Below are 20,535 nucleotides of genomic sequence, written 5' to 3' on the forward strand. Positions count from 1 at the left end.
GGCTGCTCAGCGCACGATTTTCGGCTTGACGTTCGGCGTGAGCGATACGCCGACCACGCGTCCGTCACGCACGCCGCATTGACTGTCGACGCGGGTCCATAGCGGCTTTCCACGCGTCTTGGCGAAGGCGCGCATCACGATCACCTGATCGACTGGCACCGGATTTCCCGCGCTGAAAATGGTCGAATCGCTCTCGATCTTGGCGCTCAGAACGCGCCGGTCGGGCACGATGAAGGTGTCGTATTTGGGCGTCAGACGAACCCATTGGTCGAAGGCCGCGACGCACTGAATGACCGCGCTCGGCACATGCATGCGCCTGAGATATTCATAATCCTTCGATACGTCCGCGGTTTCCTGTGCGTGAACGGCCTGATACACGCAGGTCGAGGCGAGCATGGCGACGAGGGGGAAAAGTATTTTCATGGCGGCAGCGAAGACGGCGAGGCGTCGAAGTATACCGCGCGTCGTGCGCGAACCGTTATTCTGATGCATTCGGTAACATGAAAATCCGGAGGCTTTGCGATGAGATCCGTCCGCTGGATATCGGAAGACGGCAGCGGCCTTGAACATCTGGAATTCGACTCCAGTCCGTCCGGCTATGTCGTCGAAAGCGTGCTCGCGGGCGATCGTTTCGAGGGCCGCTACGGGCTGATCTATCGAGTGGAAATCGACCCGGCGTGGCGCGTCACGCGCGCGGTGATGAAGCGCGCGGGCGGCGGCACGCTGGAGATAAGAAGCGACACGCGCGGCAACTGGACCGACGGCAGCGGCGCGCCGCTCGACGCGTTGCGCGGTTGTATCGACATCGACATATCGGCTACGCCGTTCACCAATACGCTGCCGATACGCCGCCTGAAGCTGAAAAAAGGCGAGCGCCGCGCGATTCGCGTGGCGTATATCAAGGTGCCCGCCATGACGGTCGAACCCGGCGATCAGGCGTACACCTGCATCGAGCCGGACAAGCGCTATCTATACGAAGGCTTGTTCCGGCACTTCACGGCGGAACTGCCCGTCGATGAAGACGGCCTGGTTATCGACTATCCCACGCTGTTCCGGCGACAAGACGCGTGACGTAATCGCTTTCGCGGAACTCGCGCGCGGCACGCTTGAATTGCCACGCGAAGCCCGGCCATAACGTAGCGTTGCGCCCCGTGCGCGGGTCGATGTACCAGCTGGTACATCCGCCCGTCGCCCAGATCGTGTGCGCGAGTTTGCGCTGAATCGCCGCGTCATAGCGCGCTTCGATCTCCGGCTTCACGTCGATCGAGCCGATCCCGCGCTCACGCATATGCGTAAGCGCGCGCAGCACGTAGTCGGCCTGCGCTTCGATCATGAATACCATCGAGTTGTGCCCGAGACCCGTATTCGGGCCATACAGCATGAAGAAGTTCGGATAGCCCGCCGTCACCGTACCGAGATACGCGTGGGCGCCGTCACGCCACGCATCCGCGATATCGACGCCATCGCGCCCGAATATCAGTCCGCGCGGAAAAGCCTCGGCGGTCTGGAAGCCCGTGCCGAACACGATGCAATCCACTGCATGCCGCGCGCCGTCGGCGGTGACGATGGCGTTGCTTTCCACGCGTTCAATATGCGCCGTGACGATCTCCACATTTTGCCGCGAAATCGCAGGATAGTAGTCGTTCGACAGCAGAATGCGCTTGCAGCCGAGCGTGTAATCGGGCGTGAGGACGCGTCGCAGCGCTGGATCGCGGACTTGTCTTTTCAGATGCCTCAGCGCGATTTGCTGCACGATTTTCATCAGTGGCGGATGCAGGACGAAACCGATGGCGCGCGTTTCGAGCATCCAGAAAATCATCGTGCGCTGGATGCGTTGCGCGAACGGATGCCGGCCGAAAAGTCCACGCGCGCGCGGCCCAATTGTCCGGTCGGGTCTCGGCATGATCCACGGCGGCGTGCGCTGAAAGAGCGCGAGATGCGCGACGCGCGGCGCGATTTGCGGCACGAACTGAATCGCGCTCGCACCCGTTCCGATCACCGCCACGCGCGTGCCTTCGAACGCATACGCGTGATTCCAGTGTTGCGAGTGAAAGCACTGGCCCTGAAAGGTATCGAGACCGTCGAGCGCGGGCGTCGATGCACGCGACAATCCACCCATGCCCGACACCAGCACGCGCGCCGATACGCGTCGGCCGTTCGCGAAGTCGAGCCGCCAGCGCGCGGTGGGTTCGTCGAAGGTGGCGCGCTGTAGCGCTTCGTTAAAGCGCACGTGCGGCACGATGCCGAAGCGTTGCGCGCACGATTCGAGATATGCGCGAATTTCGCGCTGCGGCGCGAACATGCGCGTCCAGCCAGGATTCGGCGCAAACGAGAACGAATAGACCGGCGACTGCACATCGCACGCGCAGCCGGGATAGTCGTTGTCGCGCCAGGTTCCACCGAGCGACGCGGCGGCTTCCGCGATGAAAAAATCTTCGAGGCCCGCGAGCTTCAGCCGGATCGCCATGCAAATGCCCGCGAAACCCGCGCCGATGATCGCGATATCGGCGTGTTCTTCGTGCGAGGCAGAGGAATCGAACGAGGGCGTTTTTAGCATGTATCGATTTCAAACTATCCGCGCGGTGAGCGCCTTTACCCATGCAATCCCGACAACCACCATAATATCGGTCATCGCAACCTCGCACGATGCCACCGATATGACCGATACCACGTTGAAACTTCCCGCCTCGCCGCGCCTGACGAGCCTCTCGCACGGAGGCGGCTGCGGCTGCAAGATCGCGCCGGGTGTGCTGGCCGATCTGCTCAAGCGCGCCACGCCGATGCCGCTCTTTCCCGACTTGCTGGTCGGCAGCGAAACCGCCGACGACGCGGCGGTTTATCGACTGAACGATCAGCAGGCGATTGTCGCGACGACCGATTTCTTCATGCCTATCGTCGACGACCCGTTCGATTTCGGCCGTATCGCGGCGACCAATGCGCTGTCCGATGTCTACGCGATGGGCGGCAAGCCGATCCTCGCGCTTGCGCTCGTCGGCATGCCGATCAACGTGTTGCCGCACGAGGTGATCGCGCAGATCCTGAAAGGCGGCGAATCGGTGTGCGCCGACGCGGGCATTCCGCTCGCGGGCGGTCACTCGATCGATTCCGTCGAACCGATCTACGGGCTCGCGGCGATCGGCGTCGTGCATCCGGATCGCGTAAAGCGGAATGCGGCGGCGCGCGCGGGCGACGTGCTCGTGCTCGGCAAGCCGCTCGGCGTCGGCGTGTTGTCGGCGGCGCTCAAGAAAGATCGACTCGATGCCGCCGGTTACGCCGCGATGATCGCCGCGACGACCAAGCTGAACCGGCCCGGCGCGGATCTCGCCGCGCTCGACGGCGTGCATGCGTTGACGGACGTGACCGGCTTCGGCCTGCTCGGCCACACGCTCGAACTGAGCCGCGGCGCGGGCCTGACTGCGCGCATCCGCTATGCGTCGTTGCCGTGGCTGCCGGGCGTCGAAGCGTTCGCGCGGGCGGGCGTCGCGACCGGCGCGTCGGGACGCAACTGGAGCGCGTACGGGCGCGAGATCGTGCTTGCCGCGGCGCTCGACGATGTGGCACGGACCCTGCTCACCGACCCGCAGACATCGGGCGGCCTGCTCGTATCCTGCGCGCCGGAAGCGGTGGACGACGTGCTCGCGATCTTCCGCGCGGACGGTTTCCTGGATGCTGCGGTGATCGGCGAGATGGTCGATGGCGAGTGCCGCGTCGAAGTGAACTGACCCTGCGCGCGCTTCGTGCGCGGGTCGCTGGCTAACCGCAGGTCTATACGTAAATACATGAACGAAGAATCACCGAAGGCGATTTTCTACGCGCTCGCCGCCAACTTCGGCATCGCGGTCTGCAAGTTCGGCGCGGCCGCGTACACGGGCTCCGGGTCGATGTTCGCCGAGGCGATCCATTCCACCGCCGATTGCGGCAACCAGTTGCTTTTGCTGTTCGGACTCAAGCGCTCGCGTGCGCCGGCGAATGCGCTGCATCCGCTCGGTTCGGGACGCGAGATTTACTTTTATGCGTTGATCGTCGCGTTGTTGCTGTTTTTTGTCGGCGGCGCGTTTTCGGTGTACGAAGGCGTGCATCGCGTGCTGCATCACGAGCCGCTCAGCAATCCCATCGTGGCGCTCGTGATCCTTGGTGTATCGGTCGTGCTCGAAGCATTTTCGCTTGCGGGCGCGATGCGCGAGATTCGCCGTGGCACGCCGAACAAGACGTTGTGGCGATGGTTTCGCGAGACGCGCGAATCGGAATTGCTCGTGGTCGCGGGCGAAGATATCGCGGCGCTCGCGGGCCTTGCCATTGCGTTTTGCGCGGTGCTGCTGACCATGATTACCGGCAATCCTGTCTATGACGCGGCCGGGTCGATTGGTGTGGGCGTGTTGCTGATGGTGATTGCTTATCTGGTGGCGCGCGAGGTTAAGTCGATGATCGTCGGGGAATCGGCGAGTCCGGAAGTGCGGCGCTCGATCGATGCACACTTGCGCGCCCGGCCGGAGATTCGGCGGATCATTAGCCTTATCACGTTGCAGTGGGGCAAGCACGTGGTGGTCGCGGTGCAGGCGGAGATGATCGATTACGCAAGCGGACGGGCGTTGATCGATGCGATCAACGTGATCGAGGAGAGTTTGCAGCAGGCGTTTCCGCAGGTTAGATGGGTGTTTTTTGAGCCCGATGTGGGGCGCGGTTAAATTTTTCGCTGGCGCTGGCGCTGGCGCTTGGGGTTGGGGTTGGGGTTGGGGTTGGTTGTTTACGCCGTTTGATTTTGATGCGCTTCTTGGAAACTTGCTTTCGTGTCGGTTTATTAGCACGCCGCTATGCGCGGCAGCAGTCACTTTCTTTGCTGCTGCAAAGAAAGTAACCAAAGAAAGCAGCTTATCCGGCTAAGTGTCCACCTCGAATAACCTTGCGGATAGGCACGCAGGCTGATTCGGCTAACTCGCAGTTATTGGTATTGGCACAGCGCCTTTCGGTTCCATCCTCGCTGCGCTCGGACGACGGGCATATCCCACAACCGGCGGTCGGTTTGGTTTGGTTTGTTCTGTTATGCCGTTCCGGCAGGCACTTCGTGCCTGCGGGGATGGATGAGCGGCTCCACTCTGTGGTGTGGTGCGATGGCCGAGTCAGCTTGCGCACCACTCCCAGAAACGGTTCGTGGTGGACACTTAGACGGACAAGCTGCTTTCTTTGGTTACTTTCTTTGCAGCAGCAAAGAAAGTGACTGCTGCCGCGCATAGCGGCGTGCTAATAAACCTACACGAATGCAAGTTCACAGAAAGCGCCCAAGTAACCAAAGCAGAGGGCGCCAGCAAACCAAACCCCGAACGAGTTCCCACAAACCGCACTCAAACAAACCAAAGGGCGCCAGCAAAACCCAACCCCAACGCTTAAGGCAAATGCGCCGGTGGCCGTTCATAATGCGGACGAGGCGTAGCGGGCGTATACGGCACTTCCGTGCGCGCGCTCTCGGGCATTTGCATCGCCGGACTCTCGGGCATAGGTGCACCATCACCAACGGACGGAACAAACGCCCCCGAAGCCTCACGAGCCGTCCGCGCGCTCAAATTCTGCGCAGCAATGCCCCGGACGGGCGCAAGGGCGGGCGCAAGAAGTGCTACCCAGAGAGCCGTTGCCGTCAATCGGCTCCGATCTTTCGTAAAAGTGCGTTCCGCGTGGTAAGTCGTTTTCATCGTGGTCTTATCGAGTTGTTCTTGTGGTCAGCCGCATCACCGATAGCACGAACTGTTCCGGGGGCCGGGCCACGGCTTCCATCGCGCCCTCGCCTCGTCGCCCATCGAGTCCCTGAATCCGTGTTCTCATTCCGGCTTATGCGCAAATCTATAATCGCCTTCGTTTTCTTCGCCCTCGCGGCGCTTCTGTCGTCTCACGCATACGCTGCCGCGAGCACGCCGAATCCCGCACCGGTTTCGCTCACACCGCAGCAGGCGCACGACGCGCTCGCGGCGCTCAACGATCCCAAACGCCGCGCGCAAATCGAAGACACGCTGCGCGCGGTCGCCGCCGCCGGCGCGCTCGCCACGCCGCCGCAGACAGCTTCGGCGGCCGCCGCCGCGTCCGCCGCCGAACCGGCCAGCGGCGCGTCCGGCGTGCTCGCCAAGTCGCTGACAAGTAACGGTCTCGCGTCGCAGTTGTCGCATCAGGCCGGTCACTGGGTCGTCATGATCGGCGCGGGGCTGCATCGCTCGATGGCTGCACTGCTCGATTACAACTCGGTCGTCGCGTGGTGGCAGCAGCGCACGGCGAGCGCGTCGGCGCGCGCGGTGGTGTTGCATGTCGTCTGGACGGTCCTGCTTTCGCTGATTCCGGCGCTCCTGCTCGAAGCCGGTTGTACGCATTTTCTGCGGCGTCCGCGCGCGCGGATCGCGGCGCGCGGCGTGGTCGATGCCGACGTGGCCGAGCCGGATCTGGCGCGCGAGGAAAACGCGGCGGTTCGCGCAGAGGCTGTGGCCGAGCGCAGCGGCGACGAAGCCGCGCTGCAGATCGCGGAGAAAAAGACCGATACCGCGCGCGGCCAGCGTCACGCGGCGCGCCACTGGACGCTGCTGCAACGTCTGCCGAGCGCGCTGCTCTACACGTTGCTCGCCATCGCGCCGCTCGCGGTGTTTCTCGCGGCGGCGACGCTCCTCATGTCGATTTTCATCGACGACGGCACGGTCGAAGCGCAAGCCGCAGCGGCGCTGATCGACGTTTATCTGGTGTGTCGCAGCATCGTTATCGTAAGCGGGTTTTTTGTCGCGCCCGCCGCGCCGGGTTTGCGGTTGATCCAGATGCGCGATGCATCGGCGGCGTTCACCCATGACTGGGTGGTGCGCATTGTGGTGATCGCGGGCGCGGGCGTCGCGCTCGCGAACGGCGCGGAGCCGCTCGGGTTGTCGGAGGATGCGCACGCGGCCATTCTCAAGGCCGTCGCGCTGATCGCTCACGTGCTGGTCGCCGTGGTGATTCTCCAGTGCCGCACGAGCGTGGGCGCGCGCATTCGCGAACGCGCCGCGTCGCATCGGTCGATGGCGCTGCTCGGCAACTGGTTCGCCGACGCGTGGGCCGGGATCGCGGTGTTCGTCGTGTTCGCGCTGTGGTTCATCTGGGCGCTCGATGTGCAGAACGGCTATCGCACGCTGTTTCACCTCGGTTTCGTTTCGGTGATCGTGCTGGTGGCCGCGCGCGTCCTGGCGATCGTCGCGTTCGGTGCACTAGGCCGCGTCTTCCACGCCGCTGACGAAGACGACGACGCGAACCGTTCGATCGTGCATCGCCACGCGTATCGCTACTATCCGTTTTTGCGGCGCGCCGTGCAGACGCTGATCGGACTGGTGACGGTGATTGCGCTGTTGCAAGTGTGGGGCATTCACATTCTCCAGTTCTTCACGGCGGGCGGTGTCGGTCATCGGCTTGCGTCGGCGCTCGTGACGATTGCGGTCGCGGCCGTGTTCGCGGTGCTCGTCTGGGAAGGCGCGAACGTGATGGTCGAGCGGCGGCTCGAAGCGTGGCACACGAGCGGCGACCGTCTGCGTGCCGCGCGCCTGCGCACGCTCTTGCCGATGATGCGCACCGCGCTCTTTATCGTGATCGCGCTGGTGGTCGTGCTGACCGGACTCAGCGAGATCGGCGTGAACACCGCGCCGCTGCTCGCAAGCGCGAGCATCTTCGGCGTGGCGCTCGGGTTTGGCTCGCAAAAACTCGTGCAGGATCTGATCACCGGCATCTTCCTGTTGATGGAAAACGCGATGCAGGTCGGCGACTGGGTCACGCTCGCGGGCGTGTCGGGGACGGTGGAGTATCTGTCTATCCGCACGGTGCGTCTGCGCGGCGGCGATGGCTCGCTTTACACCGTGCCGTTCAGTTCGGTTTCGACGGTGAACAACACGAATCGCGGGATCGGCAATGCGGCGGTGCGCGTGTCGATCGCGCTCGGCCAGGACGTCGAACTCGCGACCGCGACGCTGAAAGAAATCGGCGGAGCGCTGCGTCAGGACGATGCGTTCAAGGACGGCATCCTGTCCGATTTCAGTTTTTGGGGCGTGGATGCGGTCGATGGATCGAGCGTGACGCTCGCGGGCCAGATCCAGTGCCGCGACAGCGCGCGGTGGTCCGTGCAGCGCGAATTCAACCGCCGCGTGCTCAACGAATTCACGGCCCGGGGGATCGAGATTGCGAATCCGCAGCGTAACTTCGTGATCTTGAACGGAACGCAGCCGCCGGCCGACGATACGGCACAGGCGTCGCCCGATCAGCGCGGCGGGCGCACCAGCACCGGCGATCCCTCGAACTCGCCGCCGCTGCGTTCGAATCCGAGCCGTTCGTAGAACGCTTCGAGCGCGTCCGCGTCGGGCGCGTGGCGATCCTCGGCCGGACCTTTCGGATCGAGCGGACGCGGCACCAGAGTAAGCATCACGCGATACCGGTCCGCCAGCGCGACGAGCCGGTCCATCGCAATGCGCGCGTGACCGCGATGATGTTCGCCCTCCGACCATATCGCCTGCAACGCGACCGCGCAATCGCCGGATTCCTCCAGCCACAGTTCGACCTGCTGCGCGTCTTCAATGCGGCTCCGATGAAACGCTTCGATCATCGTGGCGGCGGCGGACGCTGTGGTATCGGTCATCGAATGGGCTCGCGAACTTACGGTCCGCCACTATAGCGCGGCGAGCGCGTTGCGGAATGCGCAATCCGTGCCGCAGTGCAACGCCGCAAAACGCATGCCGCGCGCGGTCGGCTTCGCGCACCTATTTCCGTTGCTTACAGCCTTTTTTTCAAATCTATAATCGGACGGCAAGCCAAGCGCGCCGCAGCGTGCAGCGGGCGCGCTTATCGAAAATGAAACCGCAGTCAACCTAAACGGTGCCGCCAAGATGAAAAAACTCGTCACGTCGATCGGTCGTTCGGTATCCCGCACTACGCGTCGGCGCTTGCTGCGCGTCCTGGCTATAAGCGCAGTCGCGACAACGACGCTTTTCGGCGCGTGCGCGCCAACGTTTGCGCAGGACGACGACGACGCGCGCAGCTTCCACAGCGGCGGTTGGGGCGGCGGCGAAGGCGGACACGGCGGCCGGCACGTGAAGGTGATGATCATCTCGATGTTCGGTCCCGAAGGACAGGTCTGGCTCGACAATCTCGGGCCGTGGCAGACCGTCGCCGTGCCGGGCTTGTCGCCGGATTATCCCGATGTGCATTGCAACCGTCAGGACGTCTGCGTGATGACGACGGGTATGGGTCACGCGAACGCGGCGGCATCGCTGATGGCGCTTACGTTCTCCGATAAATTCGACTTGCGCCGCACGTATTTCATGATCGCGGGCATCGCCGGCATCGATCCGGCGCAGGGCACGCTCGGCTCGGCTGCGTGGGCGAAATATCTCGTCGATTTCGGCATTCAGTGGGAAATCGACGCGCGCGAGAAGCCGGATAGCTGGCCGAGCGGCTTCCTCGGCATCAACACGAAAGCGCCGGACCAAAAGCCGCCGCTCGACTACCGCACCGAAGTGTTCCAGTTGAATCCCGATCTTGCGAACGCGGCTTATGCGCTTTCACGCAATGTCGTGCTGAGCGACAGCTCGGACGCGCAAAAGGCGCGGGTCAAATACGGCTACGCGCCGGCGAATCTGCCGCCGAAAGTGATTCAGTGCGACACGCTCGCGGGCGATACGTGGTGGTCGGGCAAGGAAATCGGCGAACGCGCGCGCTACTGGACGCGCCAGCTCACCGATGGCAAGGGCGTTTATTGCACGACGCAGCAGGAGGACAACGCCACGTACGAGGCGCTCAAGCGGGCGGCGAGCACGCATCGGGTGGACTTGAACCGGGTGGCGGCGTTGCGCTCGGGATCGGATTTCGACCGGCCTTACGATGGACAGACGGCAGCGGATAATCTCGTCAATTACGCGACGCAAGGCGGTTTCGTGCCTGCAATCGCGAATCTTTATCTCGCCGGGAATCCGCTTGTGCAGGATATCGTCACGCACTGGAGCGAATGGCGCGACGGCGTGCCGCGCCGGTAAGCGCAGTGGCATCGGCCGTTATCGGCGGCGGCGATTTGTATCGACGAAACGCTTCGTAGCGCGGGCGGGGGCGGACTTCTATCATGTTGGCCTTCTGGCGTCGCGCGCTTTAAGGCTTGCCTCGCGCCTCGCGCCGCCACGGATAACGGAGACCGCATGACCGATCACCACGCTATCGACACCCCGCAGCTCGACGAATTGCTCGCCGCGCTCCGGGAAACGGCGCGGCAGCGCGACCGCGCGGGCGGTCATGCGGCGCGCGAGAAACAGTTGATCGCCGATGCAGGCTTGCTCACGCTCGCCGTTCCGCGCGCTTACGGCGGGCAGGGCGCGCGCTGGGTGGATGCGTACGCGACGATCCGCGCGATCGCCCGGGTCGATAGCGCGCTTGCGCATCTGCTCGGCTTTACCTACCTGCAGATCGTGAGCGTCGCCGTCTGGGGCAACGAGGCGCAGCGCGAGCGGTATCTGCGCGGCACGGTCGAGAACCGCTGGTGGTGGGGCAACGCGGTGAATCCGCTCGATACGCGGCTTGTCGCGCAAGCGGTGCCGGGCGGCGGCTACCGGATCGACGGCGTGAAGGGCTTTTGCTCCGGCACGGTCGGTTCGCAGATGATGACCCTGACCGCTCAGGATCCCGCGACCGGCAAGCCGATATTCGCCATCGTGCCGACCACGCGCGCCGGCATCACCGTGCACGACGACTGGGATCCGATCGGCCAGCGCCAGACGGATAGCGGCAGCGTGTCGTTCGAAAACGTGGAGGTGCGGGCGGAGGACGTGCTGCATCGCTCGGAGAATCCGCCGACGCCGCGCGCCACCTTGCGCACGCTCGTATCGCAACTCGTGCTGACGAATTTGTTTGTCGGCATTGCCGAGGGCGCGCTCGCCGAGGCGCGCGATTATGTCGTGCAAAACGGGCGGCCGTGGATTCATTCGAACGTAACCGACGCCACCGACGATCCCTACCAGTTGCACCGCTTTGCCGAAATGCGCCTGAAGACCGTGAGCGCCGAGGCGCTTGCGACGCGCGCCGCCGAAGCGCTCGACGCGGCGTGGGATCGCGGCGCGGCGCTCAGCGAGGAAGAACGCGCGCGCGTGGCGCTGGCGACCGCGGAGGCCAAGGTGCTCGCGCACCGCGCCGCGCTCGACGTGAGCGAGGCGCTCTTCGACGCATGCGGCGCGCGGGCGACGCACGCCGGACTCGCGCTCGACCGCTTCTGGCGCAACGCGCGCGTGCATACGCTGCACGATCCGCTCGACTATAAGTTGCGCGCCATCGGACGTTACGCGCTGTCGAATATCTTGCCCGAGGCAAATCTTTACAACTGACGGACGCAGTCGGGGCAAAAGCGGCGGATAGACTCGAAGGTTTCCCCGTCGATTCGTCTCTATCATGTCCGCTGCCCCGTTCGTCGAATCTGAGGATGTCTACACATCCGGTCCCGCCGCCGCGCTGAACGCCGCGCTCGCACTCCGCGCGGCGCGCGACTGGACCGCGCTCGGCGCGTTCTGCGCCGCCGCCCTGACACACTTTCCCGGCAACCCTGAGCTTTCCTGGCAACTGAGCCATAGCCAGTGGCAACGGTTCGACCCCGTCGCCGCATGCCGCACGATGCAGGAAGCCGCCGCCCACGCGCCCGGCGACGGCCTCGTCACCGGCGCAATCGCGGTGTATCTCGCCGAGCAAGGCCGTTACGACGAAGCCGAAGCGCTCTATCGCGTCGCGACGGCTGCCGCGCCTGACAGCGATGCGATTGGCGTCGAGCTGGCCGAACTGGAACTCCGGCGCGGCGCGTGGCGCGAAGGCTGGGCGCGTTACGAGCGGCGTCTCGAACGCGCGAATCGGGAGGCGCAGAACGTCGTGCGGGTGATCGAGGCGCACGCGCCGCGCTGGCGGGGCCAGAATCTCGCGGGGCGGCGTCTCGTGGTGTACAGCGAACTCGGACACGGCGACGATCTCCAGTTCGTGCGTCTGTACCGGCGTTTCGCCAGCGCGGTCGAGGCGCGCGGCGGCGAGTGCGTGCTCGCGTGCCGCGCGGTGCTGCATTCGCTGCTGCGCCGCTATGTGCCCGGCTGCGTCGCGCTGGAGCGGCACGATTTCGCGGGTACGGACTTCACCGTCCCGCTCATGAGCATGGCGCACTGGCTCGGCGTGCTGCCCGGCGAGATCGACGGGCGGGCGTATCTGCATGCAGAACCCGCGCGTGTCGAACACTGGCGCGAGGCGTTGGGCGTGCAGCCGGGTCGGTATCGCGTGGGATTGGCTTGGGCGGGCAGTCCGACGCACCGGCGCGACGGCCAGCGGACCATTCCGCTCGATGCGCTCGCGCCGCTCTGGCAACTTCCCAACGTCGATTACTACCCGGTCGCGCCGGGCCGCGACGCCGATGTCGCCGCGATGCGGGCGGCGGGCGCGTCCGTCTTCGATGTCACGGCGCATTTCACGGAAGACTTCCACGATTCGGCCGCGCTGCTGACCACGCTCGACGCGCTGGTCACGATCGACAGCGCGCCGCTGCATCTGGGCGGTGCACTCGGGCGGCCGGTGCTCGCGATGATCGATTACGCGTCGCACTGGTGTTGGGGCATTGCGGAAAGCCAGCCGTGGTACGACTCCGTGCGCCTGTTCCGGCAGAGCGCGCCGGGCGCGTGGGCGCCGGTGGTTGAGCGTATCGCGGCGGAACTGGCGGAGCGCGCCGCGCGTCGGTGAGCCATGCAGCAACGCCCGCGCAAACGCGCGAAAATATCGCGTTCAGGACCGCGTTCATCTCACGCGGCCGGATTTTCATCGACGGAGCCTTCCATGTCTGATTTCGCATCCCCTCTACCACGGCGTTTCGACATCGATCCGAAGCCGCTCGGCATCTCCGCCGGCCTGATCGTGCTCGGCGCGCTTTATCTGGCGCAAACCGTCAACGCCCGACAAGCGGCGCTTTATGTGGTCGGCGCACTGCTCGGCGTCGCGCTTTATCACGCGGCGTTCGGCTTTACGTCGGCGTGGCGGGTTTTTATCGCCGATGGCCGTGGCGCGGGCCTGCGCGCGCAGATGGTCATGCTCGCCGTCGGCGTGGCGCTGTTTTTCCCGGCGCTCTCGGCGGGCACGCTGTTCGGCATGCCGGTGACGGGACTCGTATCGCCGGCGGGCACCTCGGTTCTGTTCGGCGCGTTTATCTTCGGCATCGGGATGCAGCTCGGCGGCGGTTGCGCGTCCGGCACGCTGTATACGGTCGGCGGCGGCAGCACGCGGATGATCGTGACGCTGATCGCCTTCATCGCGGGATCGGTGATCGCGACCGCGCACATGCCGTTCTGGAGCGCGCTGCCGTCGCTCAAGCCCGTTTCGCTCGTCAAGACGCTCGGCGCGGGGCCGGCGCTGGCGCTCAACTGGGCATTGTTCGCGGCGATCGCGGCGGTGACGGTTGTCGTGGAAAAGCGCCGGCACGGGCGGCTCGTGCCCGCGCATACGCAGCCGCCGCATGCGTCGCCGTGGCTGCACGGGCCGTGGCCGCTCGTGGCGGGCGCGATCGCCCTCGCCGTGCTGAATTTCGCGACGCTCGCGCTGTCCGGCCGTCCCTGGGGCATCACGTCCGCGTTTGCGCTGTGGGGCGCGAAGGGGGCGGCGAGCTTGGGGATCGACGTCGCGCACTGGCCGTATTGGATGAGCCAGGCGAACGCCGCCGCGCTCGCAGCGCCGGTTTCGCGCGATGTGACTTCCGTCATGGATATCGGCATCGTGCTCGGCGCGATGCTCGCGGCCGCGCTGGCGGGCCGATACGCGCCTGTCTGGAAAGTGCCGTTGCGCTCGCTGGTCGCGGCGGTTGTCGGCGGGTTGCTGCTCGGTTATGGCGCGCGGCTCGCTTATGGCTGCAATATCGGCGCGTATTTCAGCGGAATCGTTTCGGGCAGCCTGCACGGATGGGTTTGGCTCGTCGCGGCATTCTTCGGGAATGTCGTCGGCACGCGATTGCGGCCGTGGTTCGGACTCACCGTGGAACGCGCTCAACCGACTGCGTGTTAATCGTTCGCAAGCATTCCTTTTGCGTAATCACCGTATTTAAATGTCAGGCGATAGTTGCCTGACTAATTCATCTGCATCGGCCTTTCCGGGCCGATTCTGTCATTTAAACGGGCGCGGTCAACCCCCGGCTGGGCGCGCTCGTTTTATCTCCAATCAAGTCGCTAAATCATTATCCGAATACTGGAAAACCCGCGTTTTCTTGTATTTGTCATAACAATAAAGCGGTTAATTTTGCCTGTTACAAAGCGCCGAAACTTTTACCGAAAAGGCAGTGTTGTTTTCCGGGAAAATATTATTGAGATGCCCTTGCTTTCCCGTTTGGCGGTACTTACAATCCGTTTCACAGTGTTGTTACAAGTTGTAACGGCCTGTATCAAGATTTATGTAACCGGGCAAATCAGCGCCCGGCGAGGCGCAAAAAAATATATCGGCAAAAAATGCCGGCCAAGTTCGGGGTTTTATCGGAAGCTGGAACATGAACGGTCGTGAAACGCTGGATTCGATCCGCGAAATCAATTTGTCGTACATCATGCTCGCTCAGCGCATGCTGCGCGAAGACCGCGCCGTCGGCATGTTTCGGCTCGGTTTGTCGGCGGAACTCGCCGACTTGCTTTCCGGCTTGACGCTGGCTCAGGTCGTGAAGCTCGCCGGTTCCGATCAACTGCTGTGCTTTTTCCGCTTCAACGATCACTCGATGCTGTCCGCTCTCACGCAGCCCGCGAAACACGCGAATATCGCGTCGACGCACGCCGCAATTCTGCTGGCCGGCCAACCCGCCGAACAGTTCGCTTAAGAGAGAGACGGAGCGAGCCATGTTGAAGAAAAGCCTCACCGAAGACGCACAAGAAGTGTTTCGCGCCATCGCCCTGATCGAACTGGGCGCGCGGATGCAGGTGCTCGAAAGCGAATTGACGCTGTCGCGCGACCGGATGATCCGGTTGTATCGCGAGGTGAAGGGCATGTCGCCGCCCAAGGGCATGCTGCCGTTTTCGGCCGACTGGTACATGACGTGGCTGGCGAACATCCACGCATCGCTGTTTTACAACACGTATGTGTTTCTGAAGAAAGAGGCGGGCTGTTCGCACCTCGATGCTTTGACTAAAGGGTATCGGCTGTATCTCGAACACTGCACGCATAGCGGTGTCGAGGCGGTACTCGATTTGACGCGGGCCTGGACCTTAGTGCGCTTTTTCGACGCCGACATGTTGCAGATGACGCGGTGCTGCCGCTGCACCGGCAAGTTCGTGGCGCACAAACATGATTTGCAGAACAACGTGGTGTGCGGGGCCTGCCAGCCGCCGTCACGCGCGGGGAAGACCAAGAAAGCGGCGGCCGCCCGTGAGGCGTCCCGAGAAGCCGTTCTGGAGGTGGTGATCGATAATGAAGTGCTGGAGGAAACGGCGCTCGAACACGCGGTGATGTCACAACCGCGAATAGACGGTCCGGTCGCACGGGCTGCTTGAACGGTAGCGGTGGGAAGGCTTCGAGGACCGGCCGTTTTACGGACGGGAAGCGTTCCTAGTGCCGCTACCGGGTTTTATTTTTTGGGCTCGCCAGAGGTTCGGCGGGCTTTTTGCTTTTTTGGCGATGCCGCGCGGCGGGTTCAACGATATTCAACCGCCCGCCATGCCCGTCGCCTACGTCGCCGCCTACGTCACCGTCTGCACGACCAGCCACGCATTCGCTGCCGTTATCACCGCGAACAGCGTCCACACAATCGCCTTCGTCCATGACCGGTTGGCGAATTCGCCCATGAGCGAGCGGTCGCTCGTCATCCGGATCAGCGGATACAGCGCGAACGGCAGTTGCAGGCTCAACACCACCTGACTCGCTACCAGCAACTTGCCGACCGCGCCGTTACCGAGCATGGCGACGCCGATCACCGCCGGAATCAGCGCGAGCGCGCGCGTGACGAAGCGGCGCTGCCAGCACGGAATCTTCAGCTTCAAAAAGCCTTCCATGATGACCTGGCCCGCGATCGTGCCGGTAAACGTCGAGCTTTGGCCGGAAGCGAGCAGCGTCACGGCGAACAGGACGGCGGCGAGCCCGCTGCCGACGATCGGCGCGAGCAGCTTGTACGCATCTTCGATCTCGGTCACTTGCGTGTGGCCGGTGGCGTGAAACGCGGACGCCGCCAGAATCAGGATCGCCGCGTTGATGAGCAGCGCGAGAAACAGCGCGGCGATGGTGTCGATGCGCGACAGGCGAATGGCCGATAACAAGCTCGACGGCGTGCGCTTGACGACACGCGTCTGCACGATCGACGAATGCAAGTACAGGTTGTGCGGCATCACGGTCGCGCCGAGGATGCCGATGGCGAGGTAGAGCGGCTCGCGTCCGCTGACCGCTTGCCACGAAGGCACGAGCCCCTGCAACACGGCCGGCCAGTGCGGCTTGACGAGCGCGAGCTCGATCACGTAACCCAGCCCGATGGTCGCGATCAGGCCGAGCATGATGGCTTCGAGGTCGCGGAAGTTCTTGCCCTTCAGCCCGAGCACGATCAGCGTGTCGAACGCGGTGAAAATCACGCCCCACATCAGCGAGCAGCCGAACAGAAGGTGGAACGCGAGCGCGCCGCCGAGCACCTCGGCCAAATCGCACGCGATGATCGATATTTCGGCCAGGATCCACTGCGCGCGGGCGACGGGTTTCGAGTAACGCTCGCTCGACAGTTGCGCGAGATCGCGGCCCGTGACGATACCGAGCCGCATGCTCAATGACTGCAGCGCCATCGCCGCGAGGCTCGACAGCACGACCACGAACAGCAGGTTGTAGCCGTAGCGCGACCCGGCCTCGATATCGGTCGCCCAGTTGCCGGGGTCCATGTAGCCGATCGACACGAGCAGGCCGGGGCCGGCGAATTGCGCAATCTTTTTCCAGAACGGCGCGCCGGCGGGCACGTCGACGGTGCCTTTGACTTCGGACGGACAGAACGGCGCGGTGGCGGTGGTCGGCAGCTTGAAGGACAACGGGCGGTTTCCTTGAGTCGGCGAAAATCGGGTGGTGCAGCATTATTGTCGAAAATCGCATTTTTTAAAGCGTTCGCGCGCGCCAATAAAAAACGCCGCCTCGAATCGAGGCGGCGTTTGCACAAGTAAAGGCTGGGCGACTACTTGACCACGTGCGGCAGCGTCGATCCGGCCGCAGCCGCAGTCACCGCCGAGACGGCGCTGGCGGGCAATGCGTCGTCGGCTGTCGTCCGGCCGCCGTCCTTGAAGAACGCCATTTCCGCGGCCTTGTTGAGCACGAGAATACTGATCCGGCGGTTGGTCGGTTCGTCGGCGACGTCCTTGTTGAGCGGCAGCACGTCGGACAGACCGCGCACCTGCAGCACCTTGGTTTCGTTCATGCCGCCCGCGACCAGCGCGCGGCGCGCGGCGTTCGCGCGCTCGCTCGACAATTCCCAGTTCGAGTAGCCGGCCTGGCCGCCCGAGTAGGGCACGGCGTCGGTGTGTCCGGCAATCGACACCCGGTTATCGACGTCGTTCAGCGACGCGCCGATCTGCGTCAGGATGGTCGTGACATAGCTTTCGAGGCGCGAGCTGCCGGAGGCGAACATCGGCCGCTTCAGCGAATCGACGATCTCGATGCGCAGTCCTTCGCTCGTGATCGCGATACGGATCTGGTCCTTGAACGCGCGCAGCGCCGGCGTATTTTCGATCAGCGCGGTGAGCTTCTGCTTGAGCTGCTGGAGCCGCTGCAAATCTTCCGCCGCCACCGCCGCGCGGGCCGCGACCGGCGTGACTTGCGGACGCGCGTTGGTTTCCATAGGCTGCTGGGTGGACATGTCGCGCCCGCCGCCGTTGATGACGCTGGAGCGCGCCGCGCCGCTGCCTTCCGTGCCGCCGAAGACCGAGGCGAGCGGGGTGTTGAAGTAATCCTCGATACCCTGCTTGTCGAATTTCGACGTCGATCCGAGCAGCCACATCAGCAGGAAGAAGGCCATCATCGCCGTGACGAAGTCGGCGTAGGCGATCTTCCATGCGCCGCCGTGATGGCCGCCATGGCCGCCGCCCTTCTTCTTGCGGCGCACGATGACGGTCGGTGCGAGTACCGATTGCAGCGGGTCGCGTGAAGGTCTTTCAGCCATGTTCGCAGCCTCGTGTTAAGCGGATTTCGGCGACTTCGTGGCGCGCACGGCGTCGTCGAGTTCCTTGAAGCTCGGGCGGTCCGCGGTGAACAGCACCTTGCGGCCGAACTCCACGGCGATGGTCGGCGCGTAGCCGTTCATCGACGCGAGCAGGACGGATTTCACGCACTGGAACGGCTTGGATTCGGCCTGGCCCTTGGCGTTGAGCAAATCGGCGAGCGGCCCGAAGAAGCCATAAGCCAGCAAAATGCCGAGGAACGTACCAACCAGCGCACCGGCGATCATCTCGCCGAGCACGGCGGGCGGCGCGCCGACCGAGCCCATCGTGTGAACCACGCCCATCACCGCGGCGACGATACCGAACGCCGGCAGGCCATCGGCCATTTTCTGGATCGCGTTGGCCGCAACCGTGCTTTCCGCGTGGTGCGTTTCCAGTTCCTCGTCCATCAGGTCCTGGACTTCCATCGCGTTCACGTTGCCGCTCGACATCATGCGCAGATAATCGACGATGAAATCCAGCAGGTGGTGATCCTTCAGCACGTGTTCGTATTTCTGAAACAGCGGGCTGTTTTCCGGCGCGTCGACATCCGCTTCGAGCGCCATCATGCCTTCCTTGCGCGCTTTCTGAAGCAGCTCGTACAGCAGCGCGATCAGTTCCACGTACACGGCTTTCGTGTACGCGGTGCCCTTGAAAGCGGTCGGCAAGGCCGCCAGCGTTTTCTTGAGCGTAGCGGGCGGATTCGAAACCACGAATGCGCCGACGGCCGCGCCGAAAATACACAGCAATTCAAAAGGCTGCACGAGCGCGGCCAGGTGCCCGCCCACGCCCATGAAACTTCCGATCACCGAGCCGATGACCAATATCCAACCGATAGCGACAAACATGTTTTCTCCGCGAGAGTCCCTAAATTCGCCGCCGTGCCACGCCGCAATTGGGTTCATGGCACGTGCGAAGTCGTCTAAGACCTTAACGGCAGACAGGCGATGACATTTAGGGTGCGGGGCAGGATTCTTTACGGAGCGCTATTGCTGCGCGCGTAATTTTTGCGGTCTTGCGGGCGTTTTTAGCAAAAAAGCCGCCGATCGAACGCGCGCTGCGTTCGGTCGACGGATTAATCAGACTATTGTTTAGGTCAACCGCGCAAAGGCGTTCAGCCGCCGACGATCGAGTCGAATTCGCTCGCATCCACCGTGTAGGAACCGGTCGCGCTGCCCGATTTCGCGGTCAGCGCGAAGGTGGTTGCGTTGATGGCGGTGACGGTTTCCGTCGCATCGACCGTGGTCAGTTCCACGGTGCCCGCGCTGATATCGCCGTTGGCGAGCGTGACGGGCGTGGGCGTCGTCACGTCGAACGCCATGACCACGTCGCTCGCGCGGATCGTGACATTGGCGACGGCCGCGAGCGTCTCGGACGCCGGATTCGCGCTCGCGGTACGCACGAACGACAGCCCGGCGATCGAAATCGTGCCGGTGATCGAGCCGTTCGAACTGGATTGCGTGCGGTCGATCGCAACCGTCGGCGCGCTGGCAGTGGTGATCGTGAGACCGGTCGCGACACTGTGCGCGACCGTGTAGGTCAGCGCGCCGTTCATCGTGGTCGTGCCGCCGGTGGTCGTCGCCTTGAGATTGGTGAGTGTTTCGGTCGCCGTGTAGGACCAGTCGGCCGTATCGTCGCCGATCGTGCCGGTCACTGCCTGAATCTGCACGCTAACGACGCCATCCACCGACGCGTCGCCCGAAATGGCCGGCACGTTCACCTGGCCCTTGCACGCCGCGAATGTCACCGTGCCGCTTTCGCCCGCCCGCAGGCCGGCCGTGGTCGCGTTCTGCGCCAGCACGTTCGCCGTGCCGCCCGCCGCGCACGCCACCGTGCTCGCGGCGGTGCCGGTGAGCGCGGCCGCGACGAAGGAATCGCCGATCGAGGTGAAGACCGTCGCGACGCCCGGTCCCGCCAGCACGCCAAACGCAGCCGCGTACTTCGCGACGTGCGCGCTTTGCACCGACGACGACAGCTTGAGCTGATTGTTCACCGGGCTGTCGCTCGCCGATCCGCCGCCGCACGCCGCAAGGGCGAACGCGCAGAGAAGACCCGCCGAGGCGGCCACGGCCATGCGCCGCGATCCAGAATACACACCCATAACTGCTCCAGTCGAAATTCGCGCCGCGCGCTGCACGGCTAATAAGGCACGGCGTCGCGCCGCATGACGAACGGCGCCGCACGTTCATGCGCGGTCCGTTTCGATGCCGCGATTATGGAGGGCCGGATGCGCGGCAATCGGTGGAATAACCGGGATAAACCAGCTCTATTCAGTGGACACTGCGCGCAAACGTTTAACCGGAATAATCGACCGCGGAGCCTTGACCGGCAAGGTGTTCCAAATTCTTGCGCGGACCGAATTAGACCGTGTTCGCGG

Annotated in this window: 17 protein-coding genes; 10 read left to right on the forward strand and 7 right to left on the reverse strand. The window is 63.9% G+C overall.

Annotated features, from left to right (window positions below; genetic code table 11):
- Positions 1-6 precede the first annotated feature (6 nt).
- Positions 7-423, reverse strand: a complete 417-nt coding sequence (locus tag AC3D25_RS25405; protein ID WP_488891248.1) for a BspC domain-containing protein — start codon at positions 421-423, stop codon at positions 7-9.
- Between the two features lie 99 nt (positions 424-522).
- Between AC3D25_RS25405 and AC3D25_RS25410 the strand changes: the two genes are divergently transcribed.
- A complete protein-coding gene (locus AC3D25_RS25410) occupies positions 523-1,071 on the forward strand; it encodes a putative glycolipid-binding domain-containing protein (RefSeq protein WP_488891249.1) in 549 nt (182 codons plus the stop codon).
- Here the strand turns inward: AC3D25_RS25410 and AC3D25_RS25415 are convergent.
- Entirely contained in the window at positions 1,031-2,557 is a 1,527-nt protein-coding gene (locus AC3D25_RS25415; protein ID WP_488891250.1) for a flavin-containing monooxygenase, read from the reverse strand. The two genes, AC3D25_RS25410 and AC3D25_RS25415, sit on opposite strands and share 41 nt — an antisense overlap.
- A gap of 100 nt (positions 2,558-2,657) precedes the next feature.
- Here AC3D25_RS25415 and selD point away from each other — a divergent pair, with 100 nt between their 5' ends.
- The 3 genes from selD to AC3D25_RS25430 all read left to right on the forward strand — a co-directional run bounded on the left by selD (position 2,658) and on the right by AC3D25_RS25430 (position 8,318).
- Positions 2,658-3,722, forward strand: coding sequence for a selenide, water dikinase SelD (gene selD, locus AC3D25_RS25420; protein WP_488891251.1), 1,065 nt, complete (start codon positions 2,658-2,660; stop codon positions 3,720-3,722).
- 57 nt (positions 3,723-3,779) lie between these two features.
- On the forward strand, positions 3,780-4,685 hold the full coding sequence (locus AC3D25_RS25425; protein ID WP_488891252.1) for a cation diffusion facilitator family transporter: 906 nt from the start codon (positions 3,780-3,782) through the stop codon (positions 4,683-4,685).
- Positions 4,686-5,822: 1,137 nt separating this feature from the next.
- Complete coding sequence (locus AC3D25_RS25430; RefSeq protein ID WP_488891253.1) at positions 5,823-8,318, forward strand: mechanosensitive ion channel domain-containing protein; 2,496 nt, start codon at positions 5,823-5,825, stop codon at positions 8,316-8,318.
- Here AC3D25_RS25430 and AC3D25_RS25435 read toward each other — a convergent pair.
- The gene (locus tag AC3D25_RS25435) at positions 8,243-8,617 is read right to left on the reverse strand and encodes a hypothetical protein (RefSeq protein WP_488891254.1); all 375 of its coding nucleotides are present in this window, start codon (positions 8,615-8,617) and stop codon (positions 8,243-8,245) included. The genes AC3D25_RS25430 and AC3D25_RS25435 overlap by 76 nt on opposite strands.
- 247 nt (positions 8,618-8,864) lie before the next feature.
- Between AC3D25_RS25435 and AC3D25_RS25440 the strand changes: the two genes are divergently transcribed.
- The 6 genes from AC3D25_RS25440 (at position 8,865) to flhC (ending at position 15,494) form a co-directional block, all read left to right on the forward strand.
- Entirely contained in the window at positions 8,865-10,010 is a 1,146-nt protein-coding gene (locus AC3D25_RS25440) for a purine-nucleoside phosphorylase (protein ID WP_488891255.1), read from the forward strand.
- Between the two features lie 156 nt (positions 10,011-10,166).
- Entirely contained in the window at positions 10,167-11,342 is a 1,176-nt protein-coding gene (locus AC3D25_RS25445) for an acyl-CoA dehydrogenase family protein (RefSeq protein ID WP_488891256.1), read from the forward strand.
- A 64-nt stretch (positions 11,343-11,406) separates the two neighbouring features.
- Positions 11,407-12,723: a glycosyltransferase family 9 protein gene (locus AC3D25_RS25450; RefSeq protein ID WP_488891257.1), complete on the forward strand. Its 1,317-nt coding sequence runs from the start codon at positions 11,407-11,409 to the stop codon at positions 12,721-12,723.
- Between the two features lie 93 nt (positions 12,724-12,816).
- Positions 12,817-14,031, forward strand: coding sequence for a YeeE/YedE family protein (locus AC3D25_RS25455; protein ID WP_488891258.1), 1,215 nt, complete (start codon positions 12,817-12,819; stop codon positions 14,029-14,031).
- A 475-nt stretch (positions 14,032-14,506) separates the two neighbouring features.
- Positions 14,507-14,824 carry a flagellar transcriptional regulator FlhD gene (flhD, locus tag AC3D25_RS25460; RefSeq protein ID WP_488890887.1) on the forward strand — a complete coding sequence of 106 codons (318 nt, stop codon included), beginning with the start codon at positions 14,507-14,509 and terminating at the stop codon, positions 14,822-14,824.
- A gap of 19 nt (positions 14,825-14,843) precedes the next feature.
- Positions 14,844-15,494, forward strand: coding sequence for a flagellar transcriptional regulator FlhC (flhC, locus tag AC3D25_RS25465; protein WP_488891259.1), 651 nt, complete (start codon positions 14,844-14,846; stop codon positions 15,492-15,494).
- Positions 15,495-15,680: 186 nt separating this feature from the next.
- On the opposite strand, the gene AC3D25_RS25470 is transcribed toward flhC, so the two are convergent.
- From AC3D25_RS25470 to AC3D25_RS25485, 4 genes are all read right to left on the reverse strand, one after another.
- The gene (locus AC3D25_RS25470) at positions 15,681-17,000 is read right to left on the reverse strand and encodes an Nramp family divalent metal transporter (protein ID WP_488891260.1); all 1,320 of its coding nucleotides are present in this window, start codon (positions 16,998-17,000) and stop codon (positions 15,681-15,683) included.
- Positions 17,001-17,140: 140 nt separating this feature from the next.
- Positions 17,141-18,121 carry a flagellar motor protein MotB gene (motB, locus tag AC3D25_RS25475; protein ID WP_488891261.1) on the reverse strand — a complete coding sequence of 327 codons (981 nt, stop codon included), beginning with the start codon at positions 18,119-18,121 and terminating at the stop codon, positions 17,141-17,143.
- Between the two features lie 15 nt (positions 18,122-18,136).
- On the reverse strand, positions 18,137-19,006 hold the full coding sequence (gene motA / locus AC3D25_RS25480) for a flagellar motor stator protein MotA (protein ID WP_488891262.1): 870 nt from the start codon (positions 19,004-19,006) through the stop codon (positions 18,137-18,139).
- A gap of 266 nt (positions 19,007-19,272) precedes the next feature.
- Positions 19,273-20,259 carry a hypothetical protein gene (locus AC3D25_RS25485; protein ID WP_488891263.1) on the reverse strand — a complete coding sequence of 329 codons (987 nt, stop codon included), beginning with the start codon at positions 20,257-20,259 and terminating at the stop codon, positions 19,273-19,275.
- Positions 20,260-20,535: the final 276 nt, after the last annotated feature.

The sequence above is a fragment of the Caballeronia sp. SL1002 genome (genome assembly GCF_057814995.1).